The sequence below is a fragment of the Haloarcula ordinaria genome (genome assembly GCF_029338275.1).
Taxonomy (GTDB): Archaea; Halobacteriota; Halobacteria; order Halobacteriales; family Haloarculaceae; genus Haloarcula; species Haloarcula ordinaria.
The window spans coordinates 2,326,461-2,347,204 of sequence record NZ_CP119789.1; the positions used below are offsets into that span (position 1 = coordinate 2,326,461).

Here is a 20,744-nt window from a genome sequence, read left to right on the forward strand (position 1 = left end):
CCGGCCCACCAACGTCGTCGTATGCGTGACCCATCCTGGACAGACCGCATCGCAGCAGAGCGGATGTCCGTCGACCAGCAGTTCAACGAATACGTCGAGGCCTCGTCGTTCTCCAGCCAGCAGTGGGGTCTCGTGATGACTGCCGTCGAGTTCGAGATAGAGAACCCGGAATCCCCCGACGAGGCGCGCGTCGTCGCCAACACGTCGAAGCTGTCGAGCATCATGCCCGAGATGGACCGAATCGAACAGCAGTCCCCGATGGGCGGCGGTGGCTCCGGCGGATCGAGCGGCGGCGGCCTCTTCTCGGGCGTGAAGTCAGCCCTCGGCCTCGGCGGCGGCGGTAGCAACGAGAAGATGGAAGAGGCGACGGAACTGGCACAGCAGTACGCCGAGCAACTCCAGGAGGAACTCGAATCGAAGGGGCGCTGGGAGTCGCTCTGCAAGATGGAGGCCTGAGGAGACCGACTCGGCAGGCCAGTCAGAACGACACCGGTAGCGACCCACAGCATGCACGTTCGATAGGAAACCGACAGAATCGAAAGCGGTTAGTGGGTAATCCTGGAACACGGTAGCATATGCGAGACGTCAGTGCCGTTCCCTCTGACCGGAACGACATCGCCAGGAACGACGCCGGGATTCGAGCCACAGCTGAACAAGCACTCCAGAGCACGACGAAGCGGGATGTGGTGTGACGATGAACGACGAGACGCGAAACGCGGTCGAGCGGGCACTCGAACAGTTCCCGGAGGCGGCAGCGCTCCCCGAGGCCGTCGAGCGGGGCCGCGTCGTCTTCGGCTTCGACGGGTACGTGGACCGCGTCAGGGAGATGGTCGCCGACCGGTCCGGCCCGCAGGACTTCGACCGACTCGCGACAATCGAGTCGCTGGGCGACCGCATCGAGCGGTCGGTCGCCGCTGACAGCTCACTCTCGTTCGAGTGGCTCCAGCACGGCACCCGGACGGGGGGCCACACGTGCCACGTCTCGCGTGCCTTCGGCGCGTGGTCGTTCGACCCGGTGATGGTCGGGATGTACGGGGACCCGATCGCCGAGCCGTTCGCGACGGAGTTCGGCGACTACGAGATGCACTCCCTGGGCGAGCCGGGCGTCACGGACGCCATCGAGTTCGACGACGGGAAGCTGATGCTGACCGAGATCGGCGACACGATGGAACTGGACTGGGCGACGCTCGACGACGGCGTCGGTCACGACACACTCGTCGACCGTATCGACGGCGCGAGCCTCCTGGGGACCGGCTACTGGTCGGAGACGCCCGACCTGCCGGACATCCTGAAAGGACTCAGCAGCCGCTGGGACGAGATGGCGGACCCGCCGAGCCACGTCCTCGTCGACCCCGGTGACGTCCGCAAACTCGACGACGACCGGCTCCGAGCGGGCCGCGAGGCTATCGGTCGGCTGAACGAGGTGACGAACGTCGTGGTCTCCTCTAATCGGGCGGAGTCGAGCGTCATCGCCGACGCCTTCGAGGGCGAGGTAGACCGGTCGTTCGAGGGTGACATCGAGGCGGCGTTCGACGCGCTCGAACCGACCTGGTACGTCGGCCACGGCGTCGAGGCCGGCGTCGTCGCGACGGCCGACGGCGTCTCCAGCGTGGCTGTCCCGGCGGTCGACGAGCCCGCGATGACGACCAGCTCCGGCGACCACTTCAACGCCGGCCTCGGGCTCGGACTCGTGACCGGCCTCTCACCGGCACCCGCGGTCGTCCTGGGGAACGCCGTCGCCGGGTACTTCGTGCGGACGGCGGACCAGCCGTCGCTGACGGCGGTCCGGGAGTTCGTCGAGACGTACCTCTCGAAGTTCTAACTACCTGCTTTCTCGGGTCGCTACTCGTCGAGCCGGCGAACCGTGACGCGGTCCCGAGCCGCCTCGACACCGTCGAACGAGTTGACGTCGGTGCCGGCCGCCTGTACCAGTCGCGACGAGACGGCGACGCCGGTTCGGAGTGCCGTCCGGTCGTCGGCGCCCTCGTCCCAGGCGGCGACGGCTCCGGAGAGCAACGAGTCGCCGGCACCGACCGTATCGACCACGTCGACGTCGAGCGCCTCGGCGTACAGCAGCTCGGAGCCGGTAGCCAGCACCGCCCCGTCGGCGCCCATCGACGCGAGGACGCGGTCGAACCCCTCGTCGCGGAACGCGTCTGCCGCCCGCGCACACCCGTCGACAGTCGAGACGTCGGTCCCGGTGGCTTCGGCCAGTTCTTCGCGGTTGGGTTTGCACAGTGCGTACTCGGACTCCAGTTGCGTGAGGTAGGTTCCCCCCATGTCCACGACGGTGTCCCAGTCGCCGGCTCGGGCGATGCGGTCGACGTCGGCCGTCGAGACGCCAGGTGGGAGACTCCCGCTGACGAGCACTCGCTCGGGGCCCAAGGACTGGACCGTCTCGACCAGCTCGTCGATAGACTCCGGTTCCACTGGCGCGCTGTCGTGATTTAGTTTGTACTCCTCGCCAGCGGCGATGGCCGTCGTGTTCAGTCGGGTCGGCCCGTCGACCTGGACGAAGTCCGTCTCGATGCCGTCGTCCTCGAGCTCGTCGCTGATGAACTCGCCGGTGAACCCGCCGACGATACCCGTCGCGACGCAGGGCCGGTCCAGCCCGGTCAGGTACCGGGCGACGTTGATTCCCTTGCCGCCGGCGTTGAACCGAGCGTCCGTCGCCCGGAGTATCGCGTCGGCGTCCATCGGTTCGTCGAACTGTAGCGTCTGGTCGACTGCTGGGTTGTAGGTGACTGTGACAATCATTGGCTGACACTCTCGACGAGTACGTCCGCGTCTGCGAGCGCTGCTGCCAGGGCCGCTGGCGGTTCTGCGTCCGTCACGAGTGCGTCGACGTCCGCGAGGTCGGCGAAGGAGACGAAACTCCGCTCGTCGAACTTCGAACTGTCCGCGACGAGGACCACGCGACTGGCCCGCTCGACCATCTGTGTCTTGACCGCCGCCTCCTCCTCGTTGGGCGTCGAGAGACCCGCGTCGGCGTGGATTCCGTTCGTCCCGAGAAAGAGGAGGTCGAAGTTGGCCCGGTCGAGGAACGCCGAGGCGGTCGGACCGACGAGGGCGCGGGTCCGCGCCCGGAGCGTCCCGCCGGTCAGTTTCACGTCGATGTCCCGCTCAGAGAGCTCGGTCGCCACGGTCGGCATGTTCGTCACCGCGACGTACCCGGTATCGGGGAGGACGCGAGCGATCTCCATCGTCGTCGTCCCGGCGTCGAGGAAGACCACGTGACCCTCCCTGACCTCCGCTTTGGCGCGCTCCGCGATAGCCTGCTTCGCCGCCAGATGTTCGACCTCCCGCTGGTCGTAGGAGCGCTCGGTGCCGACGGACGGCGTCGGAACGGCCCCGCCGTGCGTTCGCTCGATACGGCCCTCGTCTTCCAGGTCTCGGAGATCACGGCGGACAGTGGCTTTCGAGAACTCGAGTTCGTCCGCCAGCTTGGCGACGGAACAGCCGTCACGTTCCGTCACCAGTTCCACGATAGTCCGTTTTCTCTCGGCCGGAAGCATCGTCGCTCGGGCGGTTGTTCCCGGTCCGATTTACCACTTTCTATCGTATGGTTTCGTTTCTGCGTGCTTCGACCGGGTTACAGTTCGCCGAGTATCGCGTCGGTGACGTCCTCGGTCGACGCGTCGCCGCCGAGGTCCGGCGTTCTGGGCCCGCTCTGGAGGACTGCCTCGACGGCGTCCCGGACCCGGTCGCCCTCATCGTCGTAGCCGAGGTGGTCGAGCAGCATCGCCGCCGAGAGAATCATCGCCGACGGGTTCGCGATGCCCTGACCGGCGATGTCCGGGGCGGAGCCGTGGACCGGCTCGAACAGCGCGTTGTCCTCGCCGACGTTGGCAGACGGGAGCAGTCCCAGGCCACCGACCAGGCCGGCCGCGAGGTCCGAGAGCATGTCCCCGGCCAGGTTCGGGCAGATGACCACGCCGTAGTCCTCCGGGTTCATCACCAGGTGCATCGCCAGAGCGTCCATCAGCCCCGTGTCGTAGTCGGCACCCCGGTCGTCCCCGACGGCCTCGGCGGTCTCGAGGAAGAGGCCGTCGGTCTCGCGCATGACGTTGGCCTTGTGCGCGATAGTCACGTCGTCGTAGCCGTTCTGCTTCGCGTACCGGAAGCCGAACTCGGCGATGTCGCGCGAGGCCTCCTCCGTGATGACCCGCGTGAGCGTCCGCACGCCGTCGGTTATCTCGCTCTCGATGCCGGTGTAGACGCCTTCCGTGTTCTCCCTGATGAACACGATGTCCGTGTCCGGCTGGACGGCGTCGAGACCGGGGTAGGACCGCGCTGGCCGAACGTTGGCGAACGAGTCGACGACGTCGCGCAGCGGGAGGATGACGTCGGCGGCCGTCTCGCCGGCCGCGCCGAACAGCGTCGCGTCGGCGTCGGCTGCCAGGTCCCGCGTCGCCTGTGGGAGCGCTTCACCAGTCTCGGCCAGCACCGCGTCGCCGGCGTCACCCTCGACGAATTCGAAGTCGACCGTCTCGATGGCCTCCAGTACCGCGACGGCCGCGGGCGTGACCTCCTGCCCGATACCGTCGCCGGGGATGACTGCAATCTCGTGTGTCATGCACGTACTTCCACCGGTGGCCGAAAAGAGGGTGTCGATATCCGAGACAACCGACGACCGGTCCTCACGGTACGATTTCGAACTCGTGGCTTACCCCGGTGTCAAAGCCACTCGTAGAGGTAGCCACCGACCAGGACGAGCAGCAACGCGAACGCCCAGCTGAATATCTGCACGGTGACGTCCGGGGGCGACATCGCCACGGCGAGTATCGGGACGAAGATGCTGCCGACCGCGATGTTCCGGGCGATGAAGTACTTCGACCCCGGCGTTCCGACCCGGTCGTGGCGAAGGCGCAGATACATGAGCACCAGTGGAAAGAGCGGAAAGGTTAATACGAGCACGGAGACCCACTTGCCGGGCCACTTGACGCCACGCGTCGCGGCGTCGAAGGCGACCCAGACGACGGCCGACCCGACCGTGACTGGGACGATGAACCCGAATACCAGTGCGAGGAGCAGCCAGTGGTTCACGGCAGTGATAGCGAGTGACAGACCGATAAACGGCACGGTTCAGACACTCACCCGTACGTCGCAACCTCGAACAGAGACGTCCGGAGAGTCAGTCGTCCGTTCTAGCGAGTCGCCCGCCTCCGCCGCGGCGATGCAACGCCGCGTAGTCGCCTCGCGGTTACACCGCTCGGCGTGGCAGGTGGCTTCGAAAATCCCAGCCGCGCTCTAGTCGTCCGACTCGACGTCCGACCGTGTCTGGTCCAGATACGGCAACTGTGCGGCCGTCTCCTCGATGGCGTTCCGGTTGGCCTTCATCAGCGCCGTCGTGTCCCAGATGCCCTCGACGAGGGCCTGGCGCTGGGCGTCGTCGACGCTGACCGAGATCTCGTTGCCGAGCGCAGAACTCTCCGAGTTCTGCTCGGCTCCGGAATCGTCCGATTCCGGAACCCCGTAGCGAACGGTCTCTGCCGCCACGTCGACCTCGATGTCTCCGTCGGGGTTGTCGTCGACCCACTGCTGGAGTGCGTTGATGGTCTCGTGGTCGGCGGTGAGCGTCGGGATGCCCAGCGCGAGGCAGTTCCCGGCGAAGATCTCGGCGAAGCCCTCGCCGATGATGGCGTCGATACCCCAGCGCATCAGCGCCTGGGGTGCGTGCTCGCGCGAGGAGCCACAGCCGAAGTTGTTGTTGACCACCATGACGTTGGCGTCCTGGAACCGCGCCTCGTTCATCGGGTGGTCCTTCTCGTTGTCGTCGTCGTCGAACCGCAGGTCGAAGAAGGCGAACTCCCCCAGGCCGTCGAAAGTGACGACCTTCATGAACCGCGCGGGGATGATCTGGTCGGTGTCGATGTCGTTCCCGCGGATGGGGATGCCGGTCCCCTCGACGTAGTCGACCTCGGGGATGTCCTCGGTCGCGTCGGTCATGCCAAGGACACCTCCTTCAGGTCGCGCACGTCAGACACTTCCCCGTTGATCGCCGCGGCGGCGACCATCCGGGGGTTCATCAGGACGGTGCGTCCGTCCTTGCTCCCCTGGCGACCGACGAAGTTCCGGTTCGAGGAGGAGGCACACGCCTCGTCGCCCTCGAGCTGGTCCTCGTTCATACCCAGACACATCGAACAGCCGGCGTTGCGCCACTCGAAGCCGGCGTCCTCGAAGATGTCCTTGAGGCCCTCTTCCTCGGCGGCGCGCTGGACGCGCTGGCTGCCGGGGACGACGAACGCGCGGACGCTGTCGTGGACCTGCCGGCCCTTGACGATGCGGGCGGCCCGTCGCAGGTCGGGCAGCCGGGCGTTCGTACACGAGCCCAGGAAGGCGACGTCGATGTCGTAGCCCTCCATGCTCTGGCCGGGTTCGACGCGCATGTGCTTCTGGGCGCGCCGAGCGGTGTCCTGCTTGTCCTCTGGGAGGTCCTCGGGGGCCGGAATCTGGTCGTCGATGCCGATACCCTGGCCCGGCGTGGTCCCCCAGGTGACGACGGGGTCGAGTTCGCCGGCGTCGATTTCGACGACGTCGTCGTACTCGGCGTCCGCGTCGCTACGGATGGACTCCCAGTACTCGGTCAGTTCCTCGAACTTCTCGGGGCGTTCCTGGAAGTAATCTGTCTGCTCGAGCCACTCGTATGTGGTCTCGTCGGGGTTGACGTACCCCGCGCGAGCGCCGCCCTCGATGGACATGTTGCAGATGGACATCCGCCCCTCCATGTCCAGGTTCTCGATGGTCTCGCCGGCGTACTCGTAGACGTAGCCGACGCCGCCCTCGGTGCCCAGTCGGCGGATGATCTCGAGGATGATGTCCTTGGCTTCTACGCCCTCGTCGAGTTCACCGGTGACCTCAATCTTGCGGACCTTCTGTTTCTCCATCGCGATGGTCTGGGTCGCCAGGACGTCGCGGATTTGGCTGGTCCCGATACCGAAGGCGAGCGCGCCGAAGGCGCCGTGCGTGGAGGTGTGGCTGTCGCCACAGACGATGGTCTTGCCGGGCTGGGTGATGCCCTGCTCCGGGCCAATGACGTGGACGATGCCCTGGTTGCCGGTCGTCGGGTCGGAGAACTCGATGCCGGCGTCCCGGACGTTCTGTTCGAGTTCGGCCATCATGTTCTCGGCCGCGTCGTCGCTGTAGGGCCGGTCCTGGTTGGCCGTCGGGACGATGTGGTCCACCGTCGCGTGGGTCAGGTCCGGGCGCGCGACCTCGAGGCCTCGCTCCTGGAGCATCCCGAACGCCTGCGGACTCGTCACCTCGTGGATGAGGTGGAGGCCGACGAACAGCTGGTCCTGCCCGTTGGGCAGCGTCGTGACTTTGTGCCGGTCCCAGACTTTGTCGTACAGTGTTCCTCGGCTCATACTGACTCGTCCCGTCCCTCTGTTCCGCGTTCGTAGGCGCGCGAGACTGCCTCGCCGGCGTTCTCGTGGTCGACGTCTTCCATCGTGTCGTCGGCCGCTGGTTCGCTGTCGGCCTCGCCACCGTCGGCAGCCACCGCCGGGCCGCGGACGAAGGCGGCGCCGAACGTCTCGTTCGTGTGTGGATGCGTGTGGTCCACGTCGCGCATCGTGTCTGTGCTTCGCGGCTCACTGCGGTCACCGCTCTCGTTCTCCGAGCAATTGCGTTTCTCGCTAGTCATCTGCTGGTGCTTCCTGTGTCTCTTGGTCGGCGTCGTCGCTCCACGAGAACAGCTCGCGGAGCCGGCCGCCGACCTCCTCTATCTGGTGGTTCTGTTCGGCCTCTCGGTACTGCTTGTAGGCCGGCCGGTGGGCCTGGTTCTCGTTGATCCACTCGCGAGCGAACTCGCCGTTCTGGACCTCCTCGAGCAGTTTGTCCATCCCTTCCCGGTTGATGACTTCCTCACCTCGGGTGAGGCCGCCGTACTCGGCGGTGTCGGAGACGGAGTTCCACATGCCCATGTGGCCGCCCTCGTACATCAGGTCGACGATGAGCTTGGGCTCGTTCAGACACTCGAAGTAGGCCATCTCCGGCGCGTAGCCCGCGTCGACAAGCGTCTCGAAGCCGGCTTTCACCATCTCGGTGACGCCGCCACAGAGGACGGCCTGCTCGCCGAACAGGTCAGTCTCGACCTCTTCCTGGAACGTCGTCTCGATGACGCCGGCGCGGGTACAGCCGATCGCTTTCGAGTACGCCAGGGATTCCGCCTTGGCGTCGCCCGTGGCGTCCTGGTAGACCGCGATGAGACCCGGCGTCCCCTCGCCGCGCTCGTAGGTCCGGCGCACGAGGTGGCCGGGCGACTTCGGCGCCGACATCGTCACGTCGACGTCCTCCGGCGGGCGAATCTGCCCGTAGTGGATGTTGAACCCGTGGGCGAACTGGAGCGTGTCGCCTGCCTCCAGGCCGTCCTCGATGGCCTCGTAGACCGCGGGCTGGACGGTGTCCGGGACGAGCATGACCACGCGGTCGGCCTCGGCGGCGGCGACGTCGGGGGTCTCGACGCGGAGCCCCTCGGCCTCGGCGGCGTCGCGGGACGAGGAGGTCTCGCGCAGGCCGACGACGACGTCCATCCCGGAGTCATTGAGGTTCAGCGCGTGGGCGTGCCCCTGTGACCCGTAGCCAAGGATGGCGATTGTCTCGTCTTCGATGAGCGATTCGTCTACGTCCTCGTCGTGATAGACCGTGGTAGTGAATTCGTCAGTCATGTTTCTCCAGTGTATCTGCGCCCCGTTCCAGTGCTGCGGCACCGGTGCGGACGACTTCCTGCACGTCGAACTGCTTGAACGCCTCGACGGCGGCGTCGATCTTCTGCTTGCTTCCCGTGACCTCGACGGTCACCGAGTCCGTGGCGGCGTCGACCGCCTGGCCGCCGTACATCTCCGCGACGGCCGTGATGTCGTCGGGTTTCTCCCCGTCGACCTTGATGAGCGCCAGTTCGCGGCGGACCGCTTCGGGTTCGAGCTCGGCGACCGAGATGACCGGCACCAGTTTCTGCAACTGCTTTTTCGCCTGGTCGATGCCGGGTTCCGGCTCCTCGATGAGGATGGTCATTCGGGCTGTATCCTCGTCCACCGTCGGACCCACAGTGAGGCTTTCGATGTTGAACTGCCGGCGGCTGAAGAGGCCCGACACCTCCGAGAGCACGCCGGGGCGGTGTTTGACCAGTGCCGACAGCACGGCCTGGCGGGGTTCGTGAGTCACTTCGGCCTCGGGGTCGACGCGGATTCCCTGCAAGTTGCGTCGACCCTCGGGGCGGAGCCGTTCGTCCGGTGCGGGGCCTGGCATTCCTCCAGTCATTGTTAGAGCATCTCCAGATGGGATTCTTCGAGCGCGAACAGCCCGTTGTCACCGCCGCTGGGGACCATCGGGAAGACGTTCTCCGCCGGGTCGATGATGGCGTCGATGACGGCCGGGCCGTCGTAGTCACGCGCTGCCTGTATCGTCGCTTCGACGTCGTCTGCGTCTTCGAGCCGGAAGCCGCGGGCGCCGAAGGCCTCGGCGAGCTTGTCGAACTGCGGAATCCACGGATACTCCGAGGCCATCCGCCGGCCCTCGTAGAAGCCGTCCTGCCACTGGCGGACCATCCCGACGGCCTCGTTGTTGAGGACGACGTAGGTGATATCCAGTTGCTCACGGACCGCGACGATGAGCTCCTGGACCGTCATCAGGAACGAGCCGTCGCCGTCGAAGCAGACGACCTCCTGATCGGGCGCGGCGAGTTTCGCGCCGATAGCGGCCGGCGCGCCGTAGCCCATCGTCCCGAGGCCGTGTGAGGAGACCCACGTGCGCGGTTCGGTGAACTCCCAGAACTGGGAGGCCCACATCTGATGCTGGCCGACGCCGGTACAGACGATGGTGTCGTCGTCCGTCACCTCCGAGAACGTCTCGACGATGTACTGCGGTTTCAGCGGTTCGTCGTCGGGCATCTCGTAGGTCATCGGGTACTCCGCCTTCCAGTCCTGGCACTGCTCGCGCCACTCGTCTGCGTCGGGGGCGCGTGGCATCGCGTCGAAAAGCTGGTGGAGGACCTTTCTCGCGTCGCCGATGAGCGGGTAGTCCGCGTAGATGTTCTTCGAGATCTCGGCGGGGTCGATGTCGACGTGGATGATGTCGGCGTCCGGGGCGAAGGAGTCGACGCCGCCAGTGAGCCGGTCGTCGAAACGGGTCCCGATGGCCAGCATGCAGTCGGTGTTCGTTATCGCGAGGTTGGCGTAGCCGGTCCCGTGCATCCCGGCCCACTCGAGCGAGAGCTCGTGGTCCTCGGGGAAACTGCCGATACCAGGCATCGTCGTGATGACCGGAATCTCGTACTCCTTAGCGAACTCCCGGAGGGCCGCCGAGGCGTCGGCCTTGATGACCCCGCCACCAGCGAGGATGACCGGCCGGTCGGCGTCCGCGAAGGCCGCAACGGCCTCCTGGACGTCGGCGTCGTCGGCTTCCTCGGGAACGTCGTAGGTGTCGGGCGTCGTGGGTGCCATCGGCTCCACGTCCGTCTCGCCCTGCGTGACGTCCTTCGGCAGGTCGACCAGCGTCGGCCCCTGACGGCCCGACCCGGCGAGTGCGAACGCCTCGCTGACGTTGTCACCGACGGTGTCCGAATCGCCCGCGAAGTAGCTCTCCTTGGTGATGGGCTGGGTGATGCCGACGGTGTCGGTCTCCTGGAACGCGTCGTTGCCGACGAAGTCCGTCGGGACCTGCCCCGTCAGCGCGATGAGTGGGTCGGAGTCCATGCTGGCGTCGGCGATGCCGGTCACGAGATTCGTCGCGCCGGGACCGGACGTCGCGAAACAGACGCCGGGGTCGCCGGTGACGATGCCGTACGCGTCGGCCGCGTGCGAGGCCCCCTGCTCGTGGGCCATCGTGATGTGGTTGATGTCGGAGTCGTACAGCGCGTCGTAGACAGGCATGATGGCCCCGCCCTGGACGCCGAAGACGTAGTCGGTCCCGGCGTTCTCGAGCGCCCGGATGACCGATTGGGCCCCCGTCGTTATCGGCTCCTGTTCGTCGTCCTGTTCGGTCTCTGTCTGGTCCTCTTTCGGGACTGATGCGTGTTCACTCATAACTGTCCTGTGGTCGCATCGTGGTCGTGGGTGTGTGCATTCTGTGTCGTTGGGTGATGGGAACTCGGTACGAGCGGCGTCGGAAGTGGGTGAATATGGGGGCTAGAAGGCCCCTACGATACCCTCGCCGAGAAGTACGGACGCGACGCTGGTCGACGGTCGAATGCGGTAGCCAGCGTTCGCAGACGTCACATCCGGATTCTAATCGTCCCGGATAATAAGCGTTCTGTGATAGGTTTTGGCGTGCGTGGCGCTCCGTGCCGGGCCTTCGGGGCCGACGGCGACGCCGTGGGGCCAGCCACCGCTCGGAGGGACGAATCACGGCCGAGAGCGCCGACATGGGCCTACGCCCGAACCTCCTCGGGCTCCTCGTCGACGCCGACCTCCTTCGCGAACCGCTCCAGCTCGGTCATCGTGACCTGCTGTTTCTCCGCGCCGAACTCCTTGACGCGGCGGGTCACCTCGCGGACTTCGGCGTCCGTCGGGGCGTAGCCCGCGTCCACGAGTCGCTCGCGGACGGAGTGGGCACCGGTGTGCTTGCCGAGCACCAGTTCGCGCTCTGCGCCCACCATCTCGGGGGTCATGACGCCCGGCTCGAACGTGTCCGAGTTCTCGATGACCCCGGCAGCGTGGATGCCGCTCTCGTGGGAGAACGCGTTCGCGCCCACGATGGGTTTGTTCGCCGGGACCGGGATGTCGGATTTCTCCTCGACCATCCGCGACAGCTCGGTGATGCGGGTGGTGTCGATGCCGGTGTCGACGTCGTAGAGCGACTCGAGTGCCATCACGACCTCCTCGTAGGCCGCGTTGCCGGCCCGCTCGCCGATACCGTTGACCGACACCTGGGCCTGGCTCGCCCCGGCCTCGAAGCCGGAGATGGCGTTGGCCGACGCGAACCCGAAGTCGTCGTGCGCGTGGACGTCGATACGCGCGTCCGTGTGCTGGTCGACGATCTCGATGAGGTCGTAGAGCCGGCGTGGCGTCGCGACACCGACGGTGTCTGGAATGTTGATCCAGTCTGCGCCTGCCGCGGACGTCTCCTCGATGACCTCGATGAGGAACTCCTCTGAGGTCCGGGTGGCGTCCATCGGCGAGAACATGCACTCGACGCCGGCCTCCTTGACGCGCTCGACGCTCTCGATAGCGGCGTCCAGCGCCTCCTGTCGGGTCGCGTGCATGGAATCTTGCAACTGTACGTCGGACGTCGAGACGAACGTGTGGACCATGTCGACGCCGGAGTCCAGCGCCGCCTCGATGTCTTTCTCGACAACACGTGCCAGCCCGCAGGTCGTGACGTGGGTGGACTCGGCGATGTCGCGCACGGCCTCGAACTCCGCGTCGGAGTTGACGGGGAACCCGGCCTCGATGACGTGGGTGCCCATCTCGTCGAGAATCGCGGCTATCTCGCGTTTGTCCTCGTAGTTGAACGACGTGCGTGGCGACTGTTCACCGTCGCGCAGCGTGGTGTCGAAAATGCGTGCTTCTGTTATCTCAGAAGTGGAATCCAGTGTGCCCTGGAAGAACTCGATCCGCCGGAGAATCCGACGTGCCCTCGTTGTTGGACATAATCACTTCTCTCTGGTCGCTTCCGCTACTTATAGTTGTCCGTTCGGGCCACCGGTATCGGCCGTCGCTATCGGTGAGGGGACGCCGAATCGTGAATCCCTATCGCGCGACACGCAACAAGAACTTCTTAGTTCTCCTGCGGAGTCGACCCACCAATGAGCGATATCGACGGGACAGACGGGGACGAGTCACTCCGGGAGGCCGTCGAACGGTCTCGGAGTGGCGCCCCCGCAGTGGGCAGTGTCGTCCGGGACCGGTTCTCCTCTGACGAGGTCTTCCAGCGCATCGTCGCCGCCGCGGACGAAGAGATCACGTCGGGTGCCCGCGAGCTGTTCTTCAGTGCGCTCGCGGCCGGGTTCGCCATCACCATCACCTTCATGCTGTACGTCTCGATGAAGACGTCGACCGATTCCGACCCGGTCCTGAGTGCCCTTCTGTACCCGCTCGGGTTCATCTACATCATCATCGGCGGCTACCAGCTGTACACCGAGAACACGCTGCCGCCGGTCGCGCTGACACTCGAACGATTGGCGAGCGTACCGGCGCTGTTGCGCAACTGGCTCGTCGTCCTGACGGGGAACTTCACCGGTGGCGCGTTGGGCGCCGCCGCGCTCGTCTTCGGCGGCGTCCTCTCGCCGGAAGCCGGGACCGTCGCCGCCGAAATCGCCCGCGAGGGGGTCGCCACCGCCTGGTGGAGCCTGTTCAGCAAGGCGGCCTTCGCCGGGCTGATAGTCGCCGGCGTCGTCTGGGTGGAGTACGCCGCCCGGGACACCATCTCCCGACTCGTCGTGGTCTACCTGGCCTTCCTCGCGATTCCGCTCGGCGGACTGTACCACTCCGTCGTCGCCTTCACCGAGATGACCTATCTGGCCCTGCACGGCGACCTCGCGCTCGGCGTGGGGCTCATGGAGTTCGTCCTCCCGGTGTTGCTGGGGAACACCGTCGGCGGCGTCGTGCTGGTCACCGTCGTCAACTACTTCCAGACGACCGAAGAGCGGCTCGAATCGGCGCGGTTCGAGGGGGCAGCGCGGCAGTTATCGCTCCCAGAGTGGGCGCTCGGGAGCCTCGCCGGGCGCTCGTACGTGCCGCTGCTCGACACGGAAGACGCGCCCGTGGTTGCCGACGACGACGCGTACCGGATTCTCGTCCCCATACTGAACCCGCGAACGGAGGGCGACCTGGTCCGGTTGGCTGCCCTCCTGGCCAGCGAGCGCGAGGACGCGGTGGTCTCACCGGTGCACATCGTCCAGACGCCGACCGACCGGAGCCGATACGGCTCGACGGAGCGCCAGCAGGTCGTCGAGGAATCGAACAAACTGATGGCGGACTTAGCGGAGGTGGCGGCCGAGTACGACATCGAGTACGAGAGCTCCACGGTGGTCTCCCAGCGCTCCTTCGAGGCGCTGTTCGAGGTCGCTCGACGGAACCACGCCGACCTGGTCGTCATGCAGTGGGACGACGACAGAGTGTGGGGGGCCGCGAGAGCCAACCGGTCGCTCAGCGACCTCACTCGCGAACTGCCGTGTGACTTCCTCGTGCTCAAGAACCGTGGGTTCGACCCGTCGGATATCCTCCTCCCGACAGAGGAGGGACAGAACTGCGAGCTGAGCGCCGAGGTCGGGCGCAGGCTCCGGGACGCCGTGGGCGCCGACCTCTCGCTGTTGCACGTTGTCGACAGTGCGGAGGACCGACCAGCGGGAGAACAGTTCCTCGAACGCTGGGCTCGTGAGCAGCAGCTCGAAGGCGCGACTCGCACCGTCGACGATTCCGGTGACGTCGAGGCGGCGATCGCCCGCGAGGCGCGCTCCCGGTCGCTGGTCATCATCGGGGCGACCGAGCGTGGCCTCCTCTCGCGGCTCGTCCACGACTCGCTGAACCTCGCCGTCATCGACGACATCGAGTGTTCGGTGTTGCTCACCGAGCGGGCGACGTCGCGGTCGCTCTCGGAGCGGCTCTTCGGCCGTCGCTGACGAGCGTCGGCGGTGCCCTCGCCGGCAGTCCGGTGGTCGGTCGAACCTGCCGAGGCCCACCGGGCTGCGGTGGATTTTTGCCGGTGCCGCGTCTCTCCCCGGACATGAGCGATTTCGAGGGACTGGACCTGCAGGCCGTCGAGGACCAGATGGAACTCGACACGGACGACGAGGGGAGCAACCGCGTCGTCCTCGGCGTGCTCGACGGGACCACGGACGACGAGGAGTGGATAGAAGCCATCGAGGACGGCGCCGTCCTCGTGTTGAACATCGACGGCGACCTGAACGAACTCGCGGCGGGCTTCGCCCGACCGATTACCGAGGCCGGCGGCGAACTGATGCACTTCCGGGGCTTCCTCGTCGTGACCCCACCGGGCGTCAGTATCGACACCGACCGCCTGGACTGAGCGGCGCGCCGCTCAGGCACCGACCAGCGTCAGGTAGTGCCCGTCGGGGTCCCGGATTCTCATCCCGTCGTCGACGGCTGTCACGGCGAGTGCCTCGTCGGCGACTGCATCGGCCGCCGATTCCGGGTCCTCGGCGACCACGCCGAAATCAACGTGGACGCCGCCACGGGCGTCGGCGATGCCGAGCCGCGACTCCCAGAGTTCCAGGTCGAGGTCGCCGGTGGTACACCTGACGCGACCCGAGTCACGGTCGTCGTCGACGACGTCGAAACCGAGAGTGGTGTAGAACTCCACGGCGGCAGCGAGGTCCTCGACTTCGAGGACGAGCTCGAACAGCCCGGTGACGCCCTCGCCGCCGTGGTCGCGTTCGCCGAGCTCCACACAGTTCCCCTCCGGGTCGTAGAAGTACAGCGAGCGCTCGCCGCCGAACGTCTCTTCGACCAGGTCGAACTGCGCGTCGAGGCGTTCGTACCAGTCGTCGTACTCGCGGTCGGGGACCGTCAGCGCGTAGTGCGTGTGGAGGCCACCGCGGGGCACCGCGCCCGGAGCGCGGAGTCGGATGTCAGTCCCCCCGGCCGCGAGGACGGCTTCCGACTCCGTCTCTTCGACGACGTCCAGTTCGAGGAAGGCGTCGTAGAACGCCGCCGCGCGGTCGACGTACTTCACTTCGAGCGTCACCCAGGCGGGCGTAGCGAGCATAGCGGGCGTACGCGGTCCAGCCTGAAAGGTCCCGGTACCTAACCGAATGGATGCCCCATTTATCAGCCAGTGGACCGTACCCATCTGCATGGCTATGAAAGAGACGGGCCCGGCGACAGACTGGGCCGAGGTCGACCGGTGGGAGCGAGGAGCCAGTTGGATTGCGTACCCTGACGAAGCGATGGAGCGCGCCAGCCACGTCCTCTCGACGGACGCGGGCGTGTTCGTCGTCGACCCGGTCGACGCGGAGGGCATCGACGACCTGTTCGCCGAGTTCGGTGACGTCGCCGGCGTCGTGCTCCTGCTCGCCCGGCACAAGCGCGACTGTGCGGCCGTGGCGAGACGGCACGACGTCCCCGTGTACGTTCCGGACTGGATGAGTGGCGTCGAGGACGACATCGACGCCCCGGTCGAGCGAGTCCACCGGCAACTGCCGGACACGGACTACGGCATCCACAAGATAATCAAGAACCCGTTCTGGCAGGAGGCCGCGCTCTACGGTGACGACGACGACACGCTGGTCGTCGCCGAGGCCGTCGGGACGGCCGACTTCTTCCTCGCGGGGTCCGAACGCCTCGGCGTCCACCCGGCACTCCGGCTGAAACCACCGACAAAGCTCGGTCGCCTGACGCCCGACAGGATACTGGTCGGTCACGGGAGCGGCGTCATGGAAGACGCCGAGGCGGCGCTGACCGACGCGCTCAAGGGGTCACGCGGCCGCGCTCCCAGTCTGTACGCGAAGACTGTCAAGTCACTCGTCTTCGGGTGACCCGGTCGGCGACGGGACTTTACACCTGCCATGCCAACTATCCGTGTGGTGTACATTACACGCGGCCTCGTCGACACCCTGTTGCGCCTCGCGAACGAGGCGGAGCCGTCGGACGTGACGATATCGCTGGCCGTGAGCCGTGCCGCCGAGTTACCGGACTCGGGGCTCCCCGGCGAAACACCGGTGTTCACCGACTTCTATCTCCCCTCCGCCGGCGGGTCGGTCAACGCCGTCTTCGGGATGGACCTCGGGATGCCCGCGGGCCAGACCCAGGGCCGGTTCGTCTCGCACCCGCAGGGGGCGCTGAGCATCAGCGAGGCCGACGACCTGCACGAGGTCGTGTTCGTGGCGATACCGCCCTGGGACGACGCGTCGTTCGCGGCGTTCGACCGGGCGGGTCGCGAGCGGGAGGTCGAGATTCTCGACGTCGAACCGCCCGAGGAGCGCCTGACCTGACGGTCACTCCAGATAGCCCAGGTCGCGCAGCTGGTCCGTGATGTCCTGGAACTCGGCCTCGGTGAGCTCGCCCTCCCGCTGGTGCTGGACGACGATGCTCCGGAGCAGGAACCGGACGAGGTCGGACGTACTCGAGAAGCTGGTCCCCTCGATGGTCTCTTCGACTCGGTCGGCGAGGTCCTTCGGGATGGATACCGTCGTGTAGTCGGCCATAGCGTACCGTACGATGCCGACGGGAAAGGAGTTGCCCTCTCAGGCGTCGTCGGCTTCGGTCTCGAACTGCCCCATGACAGCCGAGCTGGTCGGCGAGAACATCATCGGGGCGCGGTCGGCACGGGTGCCGACATCGGTGAGAGAAGTGGTGTCAGTCGTGAACGCGTCGTCGTCGGTCGGGGTCGTGATCTGTGTTGTCATCCGGGGGGTTGGGTGTATCGTGTGGGTTCGGTCGGTCGGGCTGGCGTCGACGGTGTGTGGTGTGCCGGCGTGCGAATTGCTTTGTGTACAAGCATGGCGTATCACTCCGTACTGCGTCATCAGTAATAAACCTTCATAATTTTTCATGCAAGATTCTGCGGCATGCTAGCAGTTGCCAGACCACGGGGTCCCCCGCCCGGTCAGACGACCAGTCGCTTCTCGTAGTCAGTCAGGTTCTCGTAGCCGTCCTCGGTGACCACGACGAGGTCTTCGATTCGGACGCCACCGATTTCGGGGTCGTAGAGGCCGGGTTCGACGGTGACGACGTGGCCCGGTTCGAGCTCGCCACCGTCGGGTGAGATCCGCGGGAGTTCGTGGACGTCGAGGCCGACACCGTGCCCGGTGCTGTGGATGAACCCTGTCTCCGTGCGCTCGTCGCTCCGGAGTGTCGGCAGACCGGCGTCCTCGTAGACGTCACAGACGGCGTCGTGGACGGCTTCACCGGTCACCCCGGCCTCCAGTACGTCGTAGGCCGCCCCCATCGCGCGCTCGGTGAGGTCGTACCACTCCGCGATACTCTCGCTGGGCTCGCCCTTCACGAAGGTCCGGGTCATATCGGCGTGGTACTTCGTCGCCTTGTCCCTGGGGAAGATGTCCACGATGATGGCCTCGTCGGCCGACAGCGGCCCGCTCCCGCGGTCGTGAGGATCAGCGGCGTCGCTCCCACAGGCGACGATGGTCTCGTCGAGCGAACAGCCGTGGCGCAGGAGCGTGACCTCGATTTCGGTCTTGACCCGTTCGCTGGTCAGCACCTCGCCGCCCTCCTCGAGGGTTCCGTCCTCGCGGGCCGACGCCGAGCGCAGGAGCGATTCGGCCGCCGCCATCGCCGCCTCGTTGGCCCGCTGGGCCGCCCGGACGTGCTCAACCTCTTCGTCGGTCTTCGTCGCTCGGATCTCGGTGACGACGCCGTCCGAGTCGGCTGTCACCTCGATACCGCGGGCTCTGAGCGCGTCGGCGGTCTTCAGCGGGAACCGTGGCGGCACCGCGACGCGGTGGACGTCGTACGAGCGGAGGAAGTCTGCGAGCACGTGGGAGACAGCGGCCTCCGGGCCGTGTTCCTCGACGTGTTGGGCGTGGTCGAAATCGACGTACCGCTGGACGGTGTCCGCTCGTGACTCGCGTTTCGCCCGTCCGAACTCTAGACTGCGGGGGAAGAGGAGGTGTGTCTCGCCGTCGTAGAGGGTGATAAAGGGGTCCGGGGCGTCGAAGCCCGAGAGGTAGAACTGGTCGGAGAGGCCGGAGTCCGCGTCGACGAGGTAACCGTCGGCGCCGCGCTCTGCCAGATACGAGTCGAGCCGCGAGAGGTCGGGGTCCATACCAGTGGCTACCGTCTGCGGGGGTCATAGGCGTGCCGCTGGACCGTGCCCCGGCCGACACCAGTCAGTCGTCGCTCTCGACCCGGCAACTGAACTGTGCCCCACGGTTCGCGGCGACGTACTGATACACCTGCCGGCCAGTTTGGGCGATGGGCGCCAGCCCCATCAACCAGACCAACGGGAAGAACACCCGGTACTGCCGGATGAGCTCCCGGAAGGCGTAGTAGCCCTCGTAGGCGATTTCCCCGTCGAAGACGTACATCGCGCTCTGGAAGTCGACGTCGTCACGACTGGCGTACTTCTCGGGCGTCGCCGCCTGCGGAACGAACTCGATGGTTCCGTTCACGTCGAGGAGCTTGAACAGATAGAGACTGCGCATACAGAAGTAACACTGGCCGTCGAACACGACGTCGATCTGCCGGTCGGCGACGAGGCGCTCGTAGACCCTGTCCCAAGCGAAGAACGTGAGCAGTATCGGGTACGTGTCGACGAAGAGGATGCCAAGCAGGACGACCACGGCCGTCTGGAATCCAAGCAACCCGACGACGAACGGCGTGATGGTGATGCCGAGCAAGACTGCGACCAGTAGCCCCATCTCGACGACGAGCGTCCCGATGGAGCCGGCGGTTATCAGCACGGGATACTCCACCAGCGCCGGGCCGATTGGGACGTGCCACTGGTAGACGGCGTCACGGACGACAATGATGCGCGAGAGCGTGACCGAACCGAAGTAGCCGGCGTGGAACCCGCCGAACGGACCGTCCGGGAAGAGCTTATTGAAGCCAGACCCGAAGTATATCATCGCGATGACCAGTAGCGACCACTTCAGCGCCGGAAGCTGGTACGAGTCGCGGCCCGAGACGATGAAGGACCGCAGCGAGTCGACCGACCAGTCCTTCGTCTGCCGGAGGCCGTCGGCGGACAGCACGTGCGTCTCTGAGAAGAGGCTGTAGAACAACAGGAAGTATACCCCGAGGAACAGCGCCTGGGTCTCGCCGGAGTTGTTCTGAATCTCCCTGACCGCGCCGAAATGAGCCAGGACGAGCGCGCTCACACCGCCGGTAAACCGGACGCGGTAGCCCACAGCGAAAAGGACGAGCAAGCCGATGAGCACCCACTTCTCGGCGGTCATGAACAGTCCCGGCGCGACGGGCGGTACCGCCCACGTGAACTCCGGCGTCAGATAGAAGGGTACCTCGAAGAACTCGTTCCAGTCGTACATCGCCGTCTTCCAGACGAGCCAGACGGTCAGTATCGTCCGCCCGACGGCGAGGTTGACCGGCGACGAGCGCTCCGAATCGGCGAAGTAGTTAACGAACATCCCGTTCCTCCAGTTCGGCCGCGGAGTCTCCCTCGTGGTAGTCGTAGTACTCGAATACGACCGCCTCGGACTGCGAGACGACTTCGGACCCGTCGGCGGACGAAACGATTTCGACCCGGTAGAGACGGAGGCCGACGAACTCCCCGTACTCGCGCACCTCCGCCGGAGTCCACGTGCCGGTGTGACCGTGGGCCGGGAAGTTTATCGCGTGGCGGAGTTTGACACCGCCGTCGGTCCAGACGAGGGCGTTCCGTCCGCCACCGGCCTCTAGTTCGCTGCGGTACTCACGGGCGTTCTGCAAGAGGAACCGCGCCACCTCTTGGTTCTCTGCCTCGGAGTACTCGTTCAGCATCTGGTGGGACAGGCGGGCCATCCGAATGCCCTCGAACGCGAGCGTCGACTTCGAGTCCAAACTCAGTTCCCGGCCGTTCTCGTCGACGACGCGGACTTCGTGCTGGACGCGCTCTTCGTCCCACGTGTTCGAGAACTTGTGGTAGGTGGTGAGCGGTGGCACCGTGAGGGGAACGAGGCTGACCTGGCAGAGCAAGAACACGACGACGAACCCGACAGCGAACGTCCGCCTGACCTCCGGGCGCCGGTTGAACAGGAGCGCGAGGCCGGCGATGGCGAAGAACCCGAAGAATAATAGCGGGAGCACGAGGCCGGCGTACGCCCGGAGCACATCGATGAGTTGCAGTAACATTGGCTAGCGGTCGGCCTCCTCCGCGAACATCAAATCTGA

The 20,744-nt window shown here is 66.2% G+C and carries 23 protein-coding genes; 6 read left to right on the top strand and 17 right to left on the bottom strand.

Annotated elements, in window-relative coordinates:
- Positions 1 to 21 precede the first annotated feature (21 nt).
- Together P1L41_RS12300 and P1L41_RS12305 are read left to right on the top strand one after the other, a co-directional pair.
- The gene (locus P1L41_RS12300) at positions 22 to 456 is read left to right on the top strand and encodes a DUF5799 family protein (protein ID WP_276296023.1); all 435 of its coding nucleotides are present in this window, start codon (positions 22 to 24) and stop codon (positions 454 to 456) included.
- A 238-nt stretch (positions 457 to 694) separates the two neighbouring features.
- Positions 695 to 1,822 carry a hypothetical protein gene (locus P1L41_RS12305; protein WP_276296024.1) on the top strand — a complete coding sequence of 376 codons (1,128 nt, stop codon included), beginning with the start codon at positions 695 to 697 and terminating at the stop codon, positions 1,820 to 1,822.
- 20 nt (positions 1,823 to 1,842) lie between these two features.
- Here the strand turns inward: P1L41_RS12305 and pfkB are convergent, their stop codons facing one another.
- The 11 genes from pfkB to P1L41_RS12360 all read right to left on the bottom strand — a co-directional run bounded on the left by pfkB (position 1,843) and on the right by P1L41_RS12360 (position 12,565).
- Positions 1,843 to 2,757, bottom strand: a complete 915-nt coding sequence (pfkB, locus tag P1L41_RS12310) for a 1-phosphofructokinase (protein ID WP_276296025.1) — start codon at positions 2,755 to 2,757, stop codon at positions 1,843 to 1,845.
- Positions 2,754 to 3,515 (bottom strand): HTH-type transcriptional regulator GlpR, encoded by a 762-nt coding sequence (gene glpR, locus P1L41_RS12315; RefSeq protein WP_276296026.1) that lies wholly within the window; start codon positions 3,513 to 3,515, stop codon positions 2,754 to 2,756. The genes pfkB and glpR overlap by 4 nt, the downstream gene beginning before the upstream one ends.
- A gap of 77 nt (positions 3,516 to 3,592) precedes the next feature.
- Positions 3,593 to 4,576, bottom strand: a complete 984-nt coding sequence (locus P1L41_RS12320) for an isocitrate/isopropylmalate dehydrogenase family protein (protein WP_276296027.1) — start codon at positions 4,574 to 4,576, stop codon at positions 3,593 to 3,595.
- Positions 4,577 to 4,677: 101 nt separating this feature from the next.
- The gene (locus P1L41_RS12325; protein ID WP_276296028.1) at positions 4,678 to 5,046 is read right to left on the bottom strand and encodes a hypothetical protein; all 369 of its coding nucleotides are present in this window, start codon (positions 5,044 to 5,046) and stop codon (positions 4,678 to 4,680) included.
- A gap of 204 nt (positions 5,047 to 5,250) precedes the next feature.
- Positions 5,251 to 5,949 (bottom strand): 3-isopropylmalate dehydratase small subunit, encoded by a 699-nt coding sequence (leuD, locus tag P1L41_RS12330; protein ID WP_276296029.1) that lies wholly within the window; start codon positions 5,947 to 5,949, stop codon positions 5,251 to 5,253.
- Positions 5,946 to 7,367: a 3-isopropylmalate dehydratase large subunit gene (leuC, locus tag P1L41_RS12335; protein ID WP_276296030.1), complete on the bottom strand. Its 1,422-nt coding sequence runs from the start codon at positions 7,365 to 7,367 to the stop codon at positions 5,946 to 5,948. The genes leuD and leuC overlap by 4 nt, the downstream gene beginning before the upstream one ends.
- Positions 7,364 to 7,645 (bottom strand): DUF7989 family protein, encoded by a 282-nt coding sequence (locus P1L41_RS12340; protein WP_276296031.1) that lies wholly within the window; start codon positions 7,643 to 7,645, stop codon positions 7,364 to 7,366. The genes leuC and P1L41_RS12340 overlap by 4 nt, the downstream gene beginning before the upstream one ends.
- Positions 7,638 to 8,669 (bottom strand): ketol-acid reductoisomerase, encoded by a 1,032-nt coding sequence (ilvC, locus tag P1L41_RS12345; RefSeq protein ID WP_276296032.1) that lies wholly within the window; start codon positions 8,667 to 8,669, stop codon positions 7,638 to 7,640. Before ilvC ends, P1L41_RS12340 begins: the two co-directional genes overlap by 8 nt.
- Positions 8,662 to 9,249: an acetolactate synthase small subunit gene (gene ilvN / locus P1L41_RS12350; protein WP_276296033.1), complete on the bottom strand. Its 588-nt coding sequence runs from the start codon at positions 9,247 to 9,249 to the stop codon at positions 8,662 to 8,664. The genes ilvC and ilvN overlap by 8 nt, the downstream gene beginning before the upstream one ends.
- Before the next feature lie 14 nt (positions 9,250 to 9,263).
- Positions 9,264 to 11,024, bottom strand: coding sequence for a biosynthetic-type acetolactate synthase large subunit (gene ilvB / locus P1L41_RS12355; RefSeq protein WP_276296034.1), 1,761 nt, complete (start codon positions 11,022 to 11,024; stop codon positions 9,264 to 9,266).
- Between the two features lie 344 nt (positions 11,025 to 11,368).
- The gene (locus P1L41_RS12360) at positions 11,369 to 12,565 is read right to left on the bottom strand and encodes a LeuA family protein (protein ID WP_276298461.1); all 1,197 of its coding nucleotides are present in this window, start codon (positions 12,563 to 12,565) and stop codon (positions 11,369 to 11,371) included.
- A 180-nt stretch (positions 12,566 to 12,745) separates the two neighbouring features.
- Between P1L41_RS12360 and P1L41_RS12365 the strand changes: the two genes are divergently transcribed.
- Together P1L41_RS12365 and P1L41_RS12370 are read left to right on the top strand one after the other, a co-directional pair.
- Entirely contained in the window at positions 12,746 to 14,560 is a 1,815-nt protein-coding gene (locus P1L41_RS12365) for a formate/nitrite transporter family protein (RefSeq protein WP_276296035.1), read from the top strand.
- 104 nt (positions 14,561 to 14,664) lie between these two features.
- Positions 14,665 to 14,967: a DUF5779 family protein gene (locus P1L41_RS12370; RefSeq protein ID WP_276296036.1), complete on the top strand. Its 303-nt coding sequence runs from the start codon at positions 14,665 to 14,667 to the stop codon at positions 14,965 to 14,967.
- Positions 14,968 to 14,979: 12 nt separating this feature from the next.
- On the opposite strand, the gene P1L41_RS12375 is transcribed toward P1L41_RS12370, so the two are convergent.
- A complete protein-coding gene (locus P1L41_RS12375) occupies positions 14,980 to 15,666 on the bottom strand; it encodes a VOC family protein (protein ID WP_276296037.1) in 687 nt (228 codons plus the stop codon).
- Between the two features lie 88 nt (positions 15,667 to 15,754).
- Between P1L41_RS12375 and P1L41_RS12380 the strand changes: the two genes are divergently transcribed.
- Together P1L41_RS12380 and P1L41_RS12385 are read left to right on the top strand one after the other, a co-directional pair.
- A complete protein-coding gene (locus tag P1L41_RS12380; protein ID WP_276296038.1) occupies positions 15,755 to 16,435 on the top strand; it encodes a hypothetical protein in 681 nt (226 codons plus the stop codon).
- A gap of 45 nt (positions 16,436 to 16,480) precedes the next feature.
- Positions 16,481 to 16,891, top strand: a complete 411-nt coding sequence (locus P1L41_RS12385) for a JAB/MPN domain protein-containing protein (RefSeq protein ID WP_276298462.1) — start codon at positions 16,481 to 16,483, stop codon at positions 16,889 to 16,891.
- Between the two features lie 3 nt (positions 16,892 to 16,894).
- On the opposite strand, the gene P1L41_RS12390 is transcribed toward P1L41_RS12385, so the two are convergent.
- The 5 genes from P1L41_RS12390 to P1L41_RS12410 form a co-directional block, all read right to left on the bottom strand.
- Positions 16,895 to 17,104 carry a ribbon-helix-helix domain-containing protein gene (locus tag P1L41_RS12390; RefSeq protein WP_276277535.1) on the bottom strand — a complete coding sequence of 70 codons (210 nt, stop codon included), beginning with the start codon at positions 17,102 to 17,104 and terminating at the stop codon, positions 16,895 to 16,897.
- A 39-nt stretch (positions 17,105 to 17,143) separates the two neighbouring features.
- Positions 17,144 to 17,425 carry a hypothetical protein gene (locus P1L41_RS12395; RefSeq protein ID WP_276296039.1) on the bottom strand — a complete coding sequence of 94 codons (282 nt, stop codon included), beginning with the start codon at positions 17,423 to 17,425 and terminating at the stop codon, positions 17,144 to 17,146.
- Positions 17,426 to 17,505: 80 nt separating this feature from the next.
- A complete protein-coding gene (locus P1L41_RS12400) occupies positions 17,506 to 18,681 on the bottom strand; it encodes a M24 family metallopeptidase (protein WP_276296040.1) in 1,176 nt (391 codons plus the stop codon).
- 64 nt (positions 18,682 to 18,745) lie between these two features.
- Positions 18,746 to 20,002 (bottom strand): DUF393 domain-containing protein, encoded by a 1,257-nt coding sequence (locus tag P1L41_RS12405; protein ID WP_276296041.1) that lies wholly within the window; start codon positions 20,000 to 20,002, stop codon positions 18,746 to 18,748.
- The gene (locus P1L41_RS12410) at positions 19,992 to 20,705 is read right to left on the bottom strand and encodes a hypothetical protein (RefSeq protein ID WP_276296042.1); all 714 of its coding nucleotides are present in this window, start codon (positions 20,703 to 20,705) and stop codon (positions 19,992 to 19,994) included. The genes P1L41_RS12405 and P1L41_RS12410 overlap by 11 nt, the downstream gene beginning before the upstream one ends.
- Positions 20,706 to 20,744 lie beyond the last annotated feature (39 nt).